Origin of the sequence: Parafrankia discariae (genome assembly GCF_000373365.1) — a bacterium.
Lineage (GTDB): Bacteria > Actinomycetota > Actinomycetes > Frankiales > Frankiaceae > Parafrankia > Parafrankia discariae.
Genome location: NZ_KB891247.1, coordinates 1 through 12779, shown reverse-complemented (window position 1 = coordinate 12779; position 12779 = coordinate 1). Strand labels below are relative to the sequence as shown.

At 74.0% G+C, this 12779-nt stretch carries 17 protein-coding genes and 1 pseudogene; all 18 read left to right on the top strand.

The window, feature by feature from the left end; all coding sequences use genetic code 11:
• Window positions 1-54 precede the first annotated feature (54 nt).
• A pseudogene (locus B056_RS46210) lies at window positions 55-303 on the top strand (WhiB family transcriptional regulator); the annotation flags it as partial.
• A gap of 326 nt (window positions 304-629) precedes the next feature.
• On the top strand, window positions 630-1334 hold the full coding sequence (locus B056_RS0126610) for a hypothetical protein (protein WP_018504897.1): 705 nt from the start codon (window positions 630-632) through the stop codon (window positions 1332-1334).
• A complete protein-coding gene (locus B056_RS0126605; RefSeq protein WP_018504896.1) occupies window positions 1331-1684 on the top strand; it encodes a hypothetical protein in 354 nt (117 codons plus the stop codon). Before B056_RS0126610 ends, B056_RS0126605 begins: the two co-directional genes overlap by 4 nt.
• Window positions 1681-2904, top strand: a complete 1224-nt coding sequence (locus B056_RS0126600) for a hypothetical protein (RefSeq protein WP_018504895.1) — start codon at window positions 1681-1683, stop codon at window positions 2902-2904. The genes B056_RS0126605 and B056_RS0126600 overlap by 4 nt, the downstream gene beginning before the upstream one ends.
• Entirely contained in the window at window positions 2901-3263 is a 363-nt protein-coding gene (locus B056_RS0126595) for a hypothetical protein (RefSeq protein ID WP_018504894.1), read from the top strand. Before B056_RS0126600 ends, B056_RS0126595 begins: the two co-directional genes overlap by 4 nt.
• A 14-nt stretch (window positions 3264-3277) precedes the next feature.
• Window positions 3278-3625 (top strand): hypothetical protein, encoded by a 348-nt coding sequence (locus B056_RS0126590; protein ID WP_018504893.1) that lies wholly within the window; start codon window positions 3278-3280, stop codon window positions 3623-3625.
• A gap of 64 nt (window positions 3626-3689) precedes the next feature.
• Complete coding sequence (locus tag B056_RS45520; protein ID WP_018504892.1) at window positions 3690-5756, top strand: hypothetical protein; 2067 nt, start codon at window positions 3690-3692, stop codon at window positions 5754-5756.
• A gap of 299 nt (window positions 5757-6055) precedes the next feature.
• Window positions 6056-6412: a hypothetical protein gene (locus B056_RS43105; protein ID WP_018504891.1), complete on the top strand. Its 357-nt coding sequence runs from the start codon at window positions 6056-6058 to the stop codon at window positions 6410-6412.
• A gap of 1 nt (window position 6413) precedes the next feature.
• Window positions 6414-6701: a hypothetical protein gene (locus B056_RS44835; RefSeq protein WP_018504890.1), complete on the top strand. Its 288-nt coding sequence runs from the start codon at window positions 6414-6416 to the stop codon at window positions 6699-6701.
• A gap of 82 nt (window positions 6702-6783) precedes the next feature.
• Window positions 6784-7215, top strand: coding sequence for a hypothetical protein (locus tag B056_RS0126570; RefSeq protein ID WP_018504889.1), 432 nt, complete (start codon window positions 6784-6786; stop codon window positions 7213-7215).
• Between the two features lie 50 nt (window positions 7216-7265).
• On the top strand, window positions 7266-8405 hold the full coding sequence (locus B056_RS44830; protein WP_063826668.1) for an NUDIX domain-containing protein: 1140 nt from the start codon (window positions 7266-7268) through the stop codon (window positions 8403-8405).
• Between the two features lie 97 nt (window positions 8406-8502).
• Window positions 8503-8664, top strand: a complete 162-nt coding sequence (locus tag B056_RS43740) for a hypothetical protein (protein WP_018504887.1) — start codon at window positions 8503-8505, stop codon at window positions 8662-8664.
• On the top strand, window positions 8661-9224 hold the full coding sequence (locus B056_RS0126555) for a DUF6197 family protein (RefSeq protein ID WP_018504886.1): 564 nt from the start codon (window positions 8661-8663) through the stop codon (window positions 9222-9224). The genes B056_RS43740 and B056_RS0126555 overlap by 4 nt, the downstream gene beginning before the upstream one ends.
• A complete protein-coding gene (locus B056_RS38090; RefSeq protein ID WP_018504885.1) occupies window positions 9221-9697 on the top strand; it encodes a hypothetical protein in 477 nt (158 codons plus the stop codon). The genes B056_RS0126555 and B056_RS38090 overlap by 4 nt, the downstream gene beginning before the upstream one ends.
• A gap of 138 nt (window positions 9698-9835) precedes the next feature.
• Window positions 9836-10057, top strand: a complete 222-nt coding sequence (locus tag B056_RS0126545) for a hypothetical protein (protein WP_018504884.1) — start codon at window positions 9836-9838, stop codon at window positions 10055-10057.
• Window positions 10058-10319: 262 nt separating this feature from the next.
• A complete protein-coding gene (locus B056_RS45830) occupies window positions 10320-11000 on the top strand; it encodes an HNH endonuclease (RefSeq protein ID WP_018504883.1) in 681 nt (226 codons plus the stop codon).
• Between the two features lie 35 nt (window positions 11001-11035).
• Entirely contained in the window at window positions 11036-12262 is a 1227-nt protein-coding gene (locus tag B056_RS45510; protein WP_195905956.1) for a helix-turn-helix domain-containing protein, read from the top strand.
• Between the two features lie 289 nt (window positions 12263-12551).
• A complete protein-coding gene (locus B056_RS44815) occupies window positions 12552-12689 on the top strand; it encodes a hypothetical protein (protein WP_018504881.1) in 138 nt (45 codons plus the stop codon).
• Window positions 12690-12779 lie beyond the last annotated feature (90 nt).

The window sequence follows — 12779 nt, the reverse complement described above, 5'->3', positions numbered from 1 at the left end:
CACCGGCCGGGCCCTGGATCGGTCCACACCCCCGACTCACCGGAGGCATGACCCATGGGTAATCCTGCCCCACTCTCTGTCCGGTACGGCTCCGACTGGCGTCTCAGCGCGCTGTGCCGTGACCAGGACCCGGAGCTGTTCTTCCCGATCGGGACGACTGGGCCCGCCGAGCGTCAGGCCGCCCAGGCCCGCGCGGTGTGCGCCGGTTGCCCGGTGCGGGTTCCGTGCCTGACCGACTCGATCGGCGAGGCCGATGGTGTGTGGGCCGGGCTGGACCCGACCGAGCGCGACCCGCTGGCCCGCGCGCACAGCGTTTACCTGGCCGAGGTCGCCCGGCTGGACAGCACCCTGCCCGCCGCGGTGGACGAGCGGGCGCGGCTGGCGAGCCGGGCCCTGGCCGCCGAGGGCGACACGACCGCTGCCCTGGCGCTGACGATCGCCGCCGGCGCGGACCGCACCGAGATCGAGACCGCCGCCCAGATCGCGGCCGCCACCAGCACCGAGACGGCGGTCCTGCTCGGCGAGCTCGGGGTGACCCACCCGACCCGCCTGCGCCAGGCCGCCGAGCGACTCCTGACGACCGCTATCGCGATCGCGTTCCCTGCCACTCCCACGCTGGCGGTGGCGTCATGATCGCGACCCGTCGGGAGTTCCTGCACGTGACGACGACGGCCCGGTCCGGTGCGCAGGTGTGGCGGGTGGTCGCGGCCGCGGTCGGACTGGACTGCCCCACCCCGCCCGCGACGTTCGGCCCGGGCCGGGGTGAGTGGCAGCGGCGTGCCACGGGTCAGACCCGCCTGGGCCTGGTCGTGGTGACGGTGACCGCCAAGCCGACCGGGGAGCTGGTGGTCGCGATCAGCACCGACGACACCGCCAGGCACGGTGCCCACGAGGAGCTCGTGGGCCTGGCCGCCGCCGCGGTGCGGGCCGAGGCGGACATGGAGCTGGGCTTCCAGGACCGCTGGCAGCAGCACCAGCTCTCCCAGGAGCCGGCCGATGCGTCCGGCCGGCGCACGGTGCGGGCCGCCGCCGCGGTGGTGGTCGACGGGGTCGGGTTCGGGGCGCTGCTCGTTGCGTTGGCGCTGGTGGCTTCGGTGCTGCTGGCCGCCGACGGCGGCCAGGACGCGCCGGGCGGGCTGGCCGTGCTGGGAGACGGCCCGGTCGCGATGGCCACGGTCGCCGGCGGGTGGCTGGCCAGCCGGGCCGGCGCCCTCGCCGCGTACGTCCTGCATGGCGACCACGAGAGCGACCGGTGGGGCTACCTGCGCGGGTCGCTGCTGCCGATGCTGCTGGCCGCCGCGGTCGTGGCGCTGGGTGCGGGGTGGATCGCATGAGCGACCGCCATCTGCCGATCACCGGCGAGCTCCTCGGCCTGGGGAAGGCGATGGACCGCTGGCAGCAGTCCCAGACCGAGCTGGCGGACGCCGCCCGCGCCTACGCCGCGGCGCTGGAGACCGAGACCGGCGCGCTGATCGGCTACGCAGCCGCGCTGGCCCGTGGCACCGACGCCGGCGAGGTCCAGGCGGCGCGCGCCGAGCTGCTGGCGGCGTTGCGGGCCCGGGAGACCGCGGCCCGCCAGCTCGGCGCGACCCGCCCGGCCGTGGCCGTGCGCACGGGCCGGGCGGTGCTCGAGACCGCCCGCCAGGTCGCCGGCTCGCCGGGGGGGTCGGGGGTGACCTCATGAGCTGGGCGGAGGAGCGTCGCGCGGATCGGGAGACCGCCCGCGCGGCCGACCGGGCGGACCGGGCCGTGGAGCGCGAGCAGGACCGGGCCGACCGGATCGCGGCCGCCGAGGCGCGGCGTGCGGACGCCGCGGCGGCGGAGGAGATCCGCGCCGGGCGGGAGGAGACCCGCAAGGCCGACGCGGAGAAGGCGACGGCCCGGCGGGTGGCGTGGCGACGTCAGCATGCGGTGGAGCTGCTGATCTACCCGCTGGCGTTGGTGAGCGCGGCCATGGCGATCCCCGCCATGGCGGACTACGGCCACGACCTGTACGACAGCCCGACCGGCTACGCGCTGCCCATCCTCAGTGAGCTGGGGATGTGGGCGTTCGCGCTGGCCGTCCACGCCGCCCGCCGCGGCAGCACCGACGGCGACGCCGAGGGCGACGGCGACGCGGCGGACCGGCCGGTGGGGATGTTGCAGGCCGGGATCGCGGTGTTCGCCGCGGTGGCTCTGGGCCTCAACATCGCGCACGGCCTGGACGACGGGCTGTCGGTCGGCCTGGTGATGGGCGTCGTCTCGATCGCCGGTGTGGTGGCTCACCAGCTCGCGGTCGCGGCCCCGGCGCGTAGCCGGGCGCAGCGGGCGCAGGCCCGGATCGACCGGATCGCGGCGCGGCGGGTGGCACAGGCCCGGCGCATCGCCGCGCGCACCGCGGTGGTGGAACTGGCCGCCGACGGGTCGGCCCGACTCGTGCACCGCCCCGGGCTGTACGTCCCGCGCCGCCGCCAGTTGGCCCCCGCGACAGTGTCGGGTCTGCCGGTCACCCCGGCGGCGGAGACCGGCGGGTGGGACGCGGCCCTGGCCGACCTGATCGTCTCGGGTGGGTCGGGGGGGCCGATCGAACGGGCTCCCGACCCGACTACCCGCCCTGACCTGGACGAGTCGGGTCCCGAGCCGGAGCCCTCCAGCTCCGAGCCGGAGCCTGAGTCGGGTCGCGGGTCCGGCGGCGTGGCCCTGGCCGACCCCCCCGACCCGGCCAGCACAGAGCAGTCGGGGGACCCCCTCGCCCGGCGCCACATCACCTACGACGAGGCCCTGGAGGCCACCCGCCGCCTCGCGCGCCGTCAGGGCCGGCCGGTCTCCGCTGAGCAGCTGCGCACCGCGCTGCGGGTCGGCGCGAAGACCGCCCGAACCCTGCGCGACACCGTCAACGCCGAGCTGTTCGAGGACCAGTCGTGAGCGTGCTGCTGGCCGAGCTGGCGGTCGGGGTGCCGTTGGCGGTGGTGGCCGGGTTGGTCCCGACCGCGGCGGAGCGGGCGGTCTACCCGGTGGCGGTGCGCTGGCGGCCCGGGTCGGCGGGGGTGCCCTTCGGCCTGTGGCTGCGGCTGGTTCGCCGGTGCTGGCGGCCCGGGCGGCGGCTGCGGACGCTCGCCGCCCCGCTGGTGGTCTTGCTCTACGTGGCTGCCGGGGTGCTGCGCGCAGCGGCGGTCGCGGTCCGCCTGGCCGATCTGGGCACCGAGCGGGCGGCGCGGCGGGCCGACGAGTTCGCCGACGACCCAATGTTCCCTCTCTATTCCCTTCCCCCGTCCGATTCCTGACAAGGAGATTCACCGTGGGCCGTATTGAGGATCTCGACGCGATCGACCTGGACAGTTCCGAGGCGCTCGCGTTGTACCTGAAGAAGTTGAACCGCCTGTACAAGGATTTGACGATGGAGGTCGGCTACTCCGCCGAGGAGATCCTGGAGAACCTCTCCTCGATCCCGGGGCATTCCCTGGCGTTCGGTCTGGACAGCCGGGCCCGGGCCAAGCACGTGGTGTCCCCGCTGGTCAAGGCCCGTGAGGCCAGCGAGTTCGCCGGCCAGCAGGCTGTGAAGGCGAACGCGATGTTCCGCCGCTACTTCGCCGAGGAAATGGAACGCAACCGCAAGCCCGTGAAGCCGAAGTTCTCCTTCGGCTGATAATCCACAGCGACACATCCCGAACATTCCTCGTACCACACGAATCATTTGGAAGGGAGGCGTCATGGGTAAGAACCCGCTGACGAAGTCGACGCCGGTGGCGTCGATATCGCGGGGTGCGGAGAAGGGGGCGGCGGCCGCGTCCAGCGAGATTTCCGGCGGGCTGGTCCGGCTGCTGCCCCCGTGGGGGGTCGCCGCCGCCCTGCCGTTGGCGGCGTGGCTGACCGAGCACATGTGGACCGCGCCCGGGGTGGCGCCTTGGGCGGCGATGGGCATGACCACGATCACCGGGGTCGTGTCCGCGCTGGCCTGGAAGGTCTCCCACGCCCGCCGGATGCTCGGCAGGCTGCACGTCACGATCAACACCGCGGCGGCGTTGGGCTGGGTGACGGTGGCGACCCAGACCGGCCCGTTCGAACGGCCGGTCATCGACTTGTGGGCCGCCGGCGCGTTCACCCTGGCCCTGTCGTGGAACATCCGCCACGCGGTGCGCAAGAACGCCGAGGGCGGGGAGCTCGACCAGGCCCCCGACGTGCTCGCGACCTGGTGGGAACGACACGCCGCGAAGCGGGCCGGGCTGGAAGGGGTGCCCGCCCGGACCCGGGAACTGACCGCGGACCGGGCCACGGTCGACCTGAACCTGGCCGGGACCGGGCACACCGCGGCCGATGTGGAGCGGGCCCGCGAGCACATCGCGGTGGAAGCGGGGATCCCCCGCACCGGGGTCCGAACCATGGAAGACCCCACCAACGCCGGGCACGTGACGATGACGCTGGTCCGCCGTGACCTGCTCGGCGAGACCGTGGTGTGGGCCGGGCCGCGCTACCCCGGCGGGTCCTCGCTGGAGCCGGTGGTCTACGGCCGCTACGAGGACGGCGAACCGATCGCCTACACCCTGCCGGCCACCCCCGCCGAGAACGGCCGGAAAGCGAAGAACGCCGTGCAGACCGGGGTGTCGGGAGTCAACGGCGCCGGCAAGACCGGCGTCGCGCTGATCACCGCTGGGGAGTACCTGACCCGCCCCGAGTCCGAGGTGTGGGTCATCGACACCGTCAAGGGCCTGCAGACATGGGGGTCGCTGTGCGATCTGCTCGGCTGGTTCGAGGACTCCCACGACGGGGCGAAGAAGATGATCGCCCACCTGCGGGCCGCGATCCCCGCCCGCGGGAAGTACCTCGGCGGCCGCGGCTTGTCGAAATGGAAGCCTGGCTGCGGCCTGTCCCACGTCGTGGTGATCCTCGAGGAAGCCGCCGACCTCAAGCTCGACGAGGTCATCAAGCTCGTCCAGCAGGCCCGCTCGGTCGGCATCAACATCATCGTTTCCGCGCAGCGCTGGAGCTTCGACCAGATCCCCACATCCCTGCGCTCGGAGATCACCGCCGCGTTCGTGTTCGGCGCCGACGACATCAGCGACGCCGAGTTCCTCCTGGGCGACAAGCTCATCGAGGCCGGCGCCGACCCGGCCGCCTGGGGTGTCGAAGACCCCGGCAAGTGCTACGTGATCGGCCCCGGCCTGTCCCTCGACCGCCAGCTCACCCCCGGCCGCCTGGAACTGCCCGAGCCCGCCGACGTCGGCCCGCTCGTGCGCCCCCACGCCACCGCCCCACACCTGGACCCCATCACCGCCGGTGCCAGCCCCTACCACGCCGCCCGCACCCTCTGGCCCGCCGGCGGCGTCAACACGGACACCGCCGGCTGGACCCCACCCACCCCCACCAGCACCACCAGCGGCGGCCCGACCGCCACTGGGGAGGCCCCCATGAACCCCGACCTCGACCTCGACGACAGCGAGCGGTTCGTCCCCACCGGCCCCGACCTCGACCCCGACGTCCACCCCCACATCGACGACCCCATCGAGTCCGGCGAGCCGGTCATCACCTTCCCCAGCCCGCCGAAAGCCGACCGCGAGGCCACCCCCGAGCAGGCCCGCGCCGCGCTCGCCGCGTTCATCGACCACCACCGCCAGGCCCGCGCCCCGTTCGCCCCCCGCGACCTCAAGGCCCTGGCCGCCAGTCTCGGCAAGGGCCGCGGCTGGGTCATGCACGAGCTACGCCGCCTCGTCGACGACGGCGAGATCGCTGCGGTCAACGGTCAGTACCAGGCCCACGACCTCGCCCTCGTCGACGCCTGACCCCACCGCCGCCCGCGCAGGAGCCCGGCTGAAAACGCGCGTTTTCAGCCAGGCCGGGCCCACGCCCGTCACGCCACGTACCCACACCCCGTGTCCACGCAGCGTGACAGGCGCGGCCCCGGCCGCGCCCCCGAACACCTCCGCCCGCTCGCGGGTGTTCGTCCGGCCGCGACTCCCAGCCCCTACGGCACGAACAGGTGTTCCGAACCTGTTCGGAACACCTCTCGAACACCCCCGAACACCTCCGCCCGAACACCCCGAACACCTCACCCACAGTCACCACAGAGAGGAGATCGATCATGGCTCTGCGAGTCACCGCGTCCCAGCGGATCGGCCCCCTACGGATCCGCCGGGCCCGCGGCGGCGCCGTCACCGTCGCGCTCAAGATCGGCCCGTTCACCTGGTCCACCAGCCCCCGGCGACACACCCGGCCCCGGCTGACCGCCGCCCAGCGCCGCGCCCTGGCCACCCGCTCCGCGCGGCGTGCCGTGCTCGTCCGGGCGCTGCTCGCCGACGTGCTCGCGGCCGCCCTGATCTGGTCCGCCGTCCGCGGCGCCCCCGGCGTCGTCCTCGTGGTCCTGGCCCTCGCCGCCATCGCCAGCTGGCGGCGCCGACGCCGCGCCCTACCCACCCCCACCGAGTCCGAGGAGGACTGACATGACCCCCACCACCCCGCAGGTACTCGGCCGCACCACCGCCGGCGAGCCGCTCACCCTGCCCAGCCCCAGCACCCACCCCGTCACCGTCGGCGGCACCGGGGGCGGCAAGACCACCCCCCTGCCTCGCGTCCCGGCCACCCAGCGCTGGTTCTGGACCCCGACCTGGCAGGCCGGCGAGCGCGAGGCCAGCGCACAGATCGCCGCCGGCGGCCTGACCGTCTACGCCGACATGGCCGCCCTGTTCGCCGACCTCGACACCAGCCCCACCACTCCCGAGAAGGACTGACAGCAGCGTCCTCGTGGTCCTGGCCCTCGCCGGCGCCACGCCCTGCACACCCCCGACCCGACTGAGTCCGAGGAGGACTGACATGACCACCACCAGCACCACCAGCGCGGAGCTGGCCAGCCAGCTCTGGGCGGCGGATCTCGCCTACCTCGCCGCCAACATCACGATCTGGGCGTCCGGCCGGGATCTGGACGACACCGACCCCGAGATCGGCCCGACCGTCACCGCGGCCTGCGACCTCAACGACCGGCTCATCGCCCTGGACGCCGAGCTGACCGTCCGCGCCGGCGAGGCCATCGAGCGGCCGCTGTACGAGCTGCTGGACCTCCTGGACCAGGACCCCGGCGCCGCCGACCAGATCCACGCGGCCGCGGCCCTGCGTGTGATCACCACCGAGGTCTACACCGCGGACGTCGAGGACCTGCAGCCCGGCGCCGAGCTGCCCGCCGTCGGCATCTGGGCCGCCCTCGACGCCTACGACCGCGCCCACCCCCCGACCAGCAGCGACAGCTGACCCCCACCACCAGCCACCACACCACCCACCCCGAAAGGACACCCCCACCCATGATCACCATGACGACGCTGCGGGACATCACCCTCAGCCTCGGCGCCACGGCGGTCGCCGCGTTCGCCGCCGACGAGCTCTCCGGCGGCCGGCTCGTCCGGTCCCTGCGCCGGCCCACCGGGTCCACCGTGCCCTGCACCCGCCACGGCTGGCTCTACAGCGTCGACAGCCTGGGCAGCCTGGGCGGCGAGCAGATCCGGATCCGGGCACTGCGCCCGGCCACCGCGACGGAGGCGACCGCCAGCGTGCACTCGGCGGCGGTCGGGCACGGCGGCTGGTTCGCGCTCGACAGCGACGGCACCACGATCTACGACGTCGATGACCCGGCCGTCCTCGCCCGCGCCGGCCGGTCCTGGACCGAGCGCGTCGACGTCGTCTACGTCACCACCCCCGGCGCCGGCCACCGACTCCACGCCCTCGCCCGCACCCTGACCGAGCAGGCCCGCACCGCCATCACCACCCGCCGCCACACCACCACCGACTACGCGGCCCGCCTCCGCACGACGGCACGCGGGCCGATCCTGCGCGACGCCCTCGCCAGCAACACCGCGACGGAGGCGGACGTGCGGCTGACCGCCGACGTCGTCGCCCTGGCCCAGCGCGACGGGGTGTGGCACGTGCTGCTCATCCGCCGCGCCCACGCCCCGTACGCCGGGATGTGGGCGCTGCCCGGGGGACACGTCGAGGTCGGTGAGCGCATCTCCGCCGCGGCCGTCCGGGAGCTGGCGGAGGAGACCGGCGTCCACCTGACCGAGATCGACCTCGACTACCTCGGGATCTACGACACCCCGGGCCGTGACCCCCGCGGCGACTACATCACCAGCGCCCACCTGGCCGTCCTGGGCTACACCCCGCCCCCGACCCACGGCGACGACGCGGCCGCCGCCCAGTGGACCCCCGCCGCGCAGGCCCTGAGCGAGGGCCTGGCGTTCGACCACGAGCAGATCCTGCGCGACGCCCTCACCCAGGCCGACGCCAAGCGGGACGACAGCGACCCCTGGGAGGAGTTCGTCGACTCCAACCCGGTCAGCGGCGTGGACGCGCTGCTGGACGAGGCCGACGCGCTCGTGCAGGGCGAGCTCGCCGACGACACCGAGCCGCACGACACGGCGGCCGCGGCGGACACCACCGCGCTCTGAGTACGCCCCCGGCGCGGCGCCACATGCCTGCACAGCCTGTCGCCGCGCCGGGGCCACCACCCCATCCCCTGACCAGGAGAGAGGCGCACCACCCATCATGGCCAACCACTCCCACACCTGCGGCACCTGCGGGCGGACCCTGTCCGCCGGATCCGCCACCCAGCTCACCCAGGCCCAGGCCCTCCACGACCAAGTCGCCCACGGCAGCCTGACCCGCCACGGCGGCACCTCCGACGGCCGCACCGAGGGCTCACGGTGACCACGAGCACCCCCACGCCGGCGGCCGCGCTGACCGACGCCCAGGCCACCACCGTCCTGACCCTGGCTCTGCACGCCCCGGCCGGGGTGACCGCGCCGGCGGCCGCGGCCGCGCTGGGCCGCGGCGAGGCCTGGATCTACCGGCACCTCGACGCCGGGATCGAGGCGGGCACCGTCACCCGCCTCGGACCGGACCGGCACGCCGGTGCCGGCCGCTACCAGGCCACCCGGATCACCGTCACGGCCTCCACGCTGCTCGCCGGCGCTCTGCTCGCCCTCACCGAACGCGGCTGGACCGCCGCGGACTACGAGGACGAGACCGGCCGGGTCGACCTGATCGGCGCGCTGCGCCTGGCCACCGGCACCCACCCCTACGAACTCCCTGACAACCCGATGACGCTGGTGGCGCTCTACGACGCCGAGGACACCCTCGCCGCCGGCCTGGGCGCCGACCCCACCCAGGTCGACTCCGGCACCGTGCTGCTCCTGTGGCAGAGCGTCGACGTCGACGCCACCACCGTCACCACGCTCGTCCTCACCGCGCTGGGACTGCCCCGATGACCAGCGCCAGGGCGGGCACGTTCGCCGCGTTGCTCACCGCCGCGCTGGCTGGTCACGAGCTCGCCGACCATCTGCTCGGGCAGACCGACGCCCAGGCCGCCGGCAAGGCAACCAGCTGGGCGGCGCTGGGCCGCCACGTCGGCCAGTACCACGCCGTCCTGGCCGCGGTGGTCGGCGTGACGGTGCGCGTGACCCGGCTGCCCGTCTCCGGCCGGGGCCTGGCCGCCGGGCTCGCGGTCTCCGCCGCCACCCACGCCCTGTTCGACCGGCGCTGGCCGGTCTGCTGGCTGATGACCCACACCGGATCCCCCGCCTACGCCGCCATGACCATCCCCACCCACCCCGACGGCATCCCCTACACCCCCGGCCAGGCCGCCGCCGACAGCGCGCTGCACGTGGCCTGCCTGTGGGCCGCAGCACTCGCCGCCACCGCACTGTCCCACCCCGAACCCGAACCCACGAAGGGCGCATGACCACCCACCGCACCCACAACCGTGGCCCGATCCCCGATCACACCGGGGGTCGGGCCACGGCCATGTCCAGGCCCGACACGCCCGACACGCCGCGTGTATATACGAGCCGATCAATGATCGTTGCGGTAGGACAGGGGCATGACCGAACGGTTCCGACCAGCGGGGTTGAAGCCCGACGCGCCCAAGCGGAGCTACGCCCGGTCCGTCTCGGTGCTCCTACTGATGAGCCCCGAGCTTCGGGACCGGATCGACGCCGCGGCCACGGCCGTGGGACGCCGACGGCTGCCGTTCCTGCTGGACCTCATCGACCGCGCACTGCCCACGACCGAGGACCAGGAGGGCACCCGCATGGCCAGCTGACATGGCGAGGGCCGCGCTGCCAGGCGCGGCCCTCGATCACGTATGCGCGGGGCCCGAGTTGGCGCTCGGGTGCCCCCGCTTGTTGCCCACGTCTCTCCTCGGCAGGAGTTTGTGTGCCCCACCAGATTGCCACGCCGTTCGCTGTTCCGGCGAGTCCGCCGGTGAGATGGCTCGGACGTGTTACCGCCCATGTCAGACGCTTCGTACCCCGCGCAGCAGACCGGCCACTGTCGGCCGATGTCGCTCGTGCTGGTGGTGTGCGGTGAGCGCGCCGCGTGACCAGTTCGCTGAGGTTGACCAGTCGGTGCTGGCGGTCGCCGAGGAACCCGCAGTGAGCGGTTCGCAGGCTTTCTCCGTCTTCTTCGAGCGGCGCCGTGCGGCCCGTCAGCTGGTGCTCGACGTGCTGGTGGCCCGCGACGGGCAGCGCTGCCAGGGGTGCGGGTACCTGCCGCCGGATCCGGGACGGCTGGAGATCGATCATGTGCTGCCACGGGCGTTGGGTGGCACGGACACGGTCGAGAACTTCCAGTTGCTGTGCCGCCGCTGTAACCGGCGCAAGGGTCACCTGCGCCCGGATCAGTGGCATGCGGCGCTCGCCCGGGACTCGGTGGCCGTGATGGCGGCTCTGCGCGTCACGATGGCGGCCGCGGCCGCGGTCCGTCCGCGTATCCCGTCGGTGGAGCACGCGGTGCTCGCCGCGGTGGTGGCGCGGGTGACCGCCGCGATGCGGCTGTGGGACGACGTCTACGTGGCTGACATCGCCGTGGCCGCCGGGGTCGTCGACGCCGCGGGCGAGCCGGATACGAAGGAGACCGGCCGGCGGCTGCGTGCTCTGCGCGACCGGGGCCTGGTGGTCTATGAGCCGTCGTCGATCCGAGGCCGACCATCCCGGCTTGGCCTGCACACCGCCGGTACGGCGATGTCGGGTGGTGGGGATCTGTGAGCCGCGACGACCTGTCTCTTCCGGCGGGTGAGTGGGTGAGCCGTCCGCGGTGGGAGGACGCCGTGTACGCGCAGATGTCGACGCCGACCGGGAAGGCGGTCGTGTTGCGGCTGGCCCGCCACATGAAGTGGGGCGAGAGCCGGCCGGGCCGGGACGGGGAGCCGGGGAACGCCCGGCTCGCGGCCGAGGTCGGGGTCAGCGAACGGCAGGTCCAGCGCTGCCTCGATGAGGCACGCATCCGGGGTCTGATCGAGATGACCCGCCGCCACAACAACCGCCGCAGTGGGCACCCCCAGGCCGCCTACGCGGCCCGGATGCCGTCGGTGCCGGCGCTGCCAATGCCAGTCGACGCACCCCCCGCCAGCCCCTCACGACCGGACACTGATGTCCGGTCGTCAGCCCCCGCTCCCGCCCTCCACGACCGGACATCGGTGTCCGGTCGTGAGGCTGACGACCGGACACCGATGTCCGGTTCTACTCATAAGAACCTCAGAGAACTACTACCGCCGGACCCGCCGCTCACCCAGGCCGCGATCATGGTCGGTGTTCCGAGTAGTAGTGGATCTCCCATCTATGATCAAACAATCGGGGCGGATGACGAGATCGACGCGGTGCTCGGCACCCTCGCCGACACGCTGCCGGTCAGCACCGCCGACCGGGCCGTGCTCGCCGGCGCTCTGCGCATCGCGCTCGCCACACCCGGGTGGGAACCCGTCACCCTCGCCGACCATCTGCTCGCCGAGCTACCCGCCGTCATCCGCACCCGCGGCCTGATGAACCACCGACTCAGCCCGACCGTCCTGCCCGACAGCCCGGCGGTGTGCCCGTGCACCGCGTGCCGCCGCCATGTCCGCCAGACCGAAGCGGAGATCCGCCGCCAGGCCGCCGCCGCCGAACGAGCCCGCCACCGCGCCACAGCCGCCACCGACGACACCGCCGCCCGCAACCAGCAGATCACCAGCTCGCTCGGGCCCGCCCTCCACGGCCGGATCCTCACCGCCGCTGACCAGGCCGAGTACGCCGCGCGCCTGGCCACCACCGCCCCGAACGCACCCCGACCCACGCCCCTCGCGATGCGCCCCGGCCGGGCCCGCGGCCTGGCCGCCGAGGTCTACGCCACCCACGCCCACGACCTTGCCCGGATCCGCGCCTACGCCGAGGCGCTGCCGCCGGGACCGGCTGAGAGCGCCCAGGACGACACCACCACCCCAACCCCCACCGGCCACGCTCCGACGCGGCTACGTCGCGCTGAGGGGGCATAGCCGTGACGCTGTACGCCACGCTGAACGCCGATCACCCCCATCCGGGTGTGCCGGGTAGGGCCGATCCGGCTACGGCCCGCACAGCGGCTCGCGGTGTCTCGGATCCGTTGCCGAAATTCTCGTTTTGGGGATCAAGGCGCCGGGTCGTGCGCCGTCCGATTCCCGCGCTGCGCGTGGGACGGATGAAGGGTGGGATCCCGGCGCGTGCGGCGGGTGCACTGGCGGGTCGCGGTCGACCACGCGGGCCAGAAGACATGTCGGATACGCCAGGGCTAGTTGCCCGAGGTGGGTGAGCTGCGAGGACGAGCACCAGGCCCCCGCCGTCGCGGACACCACGGCCGACAGTACGGCGGACACCGCCGCGGACACCACGGCAGACGCCCTGGCGGACACCGTCAGGGCCGGGATCACGGCGCCGGCCGGGTAGCGCGGGAGCTGGGCGAGGTAGCGCCGCCGCGACCCGGGCCGCGACCCGTCACAGGCGGTCCGAGCTGGACGAGCGCGGCCGGGTAGCGGG

Coding starts and splice junctions, on each gene's coding strand:
- B056_RS0126545 (WP_018504884.1), top strand. CDS start 9,836: ATGACCGAACGGTTCCGACCAGCGGGGTTGAAGCCCGACGCGCCCAAG.
- B056_RS44835 (WP_018504890.1), top strand. CDS start 6,414: ATGACCCCCACCACCCCGCAGGTACTCGGCCGCACCACCGCCGGCGAG.
- B056_RS0126610 (WP_018504897.1), top strand. CDS start 630: ATGATCGCGACCCGTCGGGAGTTCCTGCACGTGACGACGACGGCCCGG.
- B056_RS43740 (WP_018504887.1), top strand. CDS start 8,503: ATGGCCAACCACTCCCACACCTGCGGCACCTGCGGGCGGACCCTGTCC.
- B056_RS45520 (WP_018504892.1), top strand. CDS start 3,690: ATGGGTAAGAACCCGCTGACGAAGTCGACGCCGGTGGCGTCGATATCG.
- B056_RS43105 (WP_018504891.1), top strand. CDS start 6,056: ATGGCTCTGCGAGTCACCGCGTCCCAGCGGATCGGCCCCCTACGGATC.
- B056_RS0126605 (WP_018504896.1), top strand. CDS start 1,331: ATGAGCGACCGCCATCTGCCGATCACCGGCGAGCTCCTCGGCCTGGGG.
- B056_RS0126600 (WP_018504895.1), top strand. CDS start 1,681: ATGAGCTGGGCGGAGGAGCGTCGCGCGGATCGGGAGACCGCCCGCGCG.
- B056_RS44830 (WP_063826668.1), top strand. CDS start 7,266: ATGATCACCATGACGACGCTGCGGGACATCACCCTCAGCCTCGGCGCC.
- B056_RS38090 (WP_018504885.1), top strand. CDS start 9,221: ATGACCAGCGCCAGGGCGGGCACGTTCGCCGCGTTGCTCACCGCCGCG.
- B056_RS0126570 (WP_018504889.1), top strand. CDS start 6,784: ATGACCACCACCAGCACCACCAGCGCGGAGCTGGCCAGCCAGCTCTGG.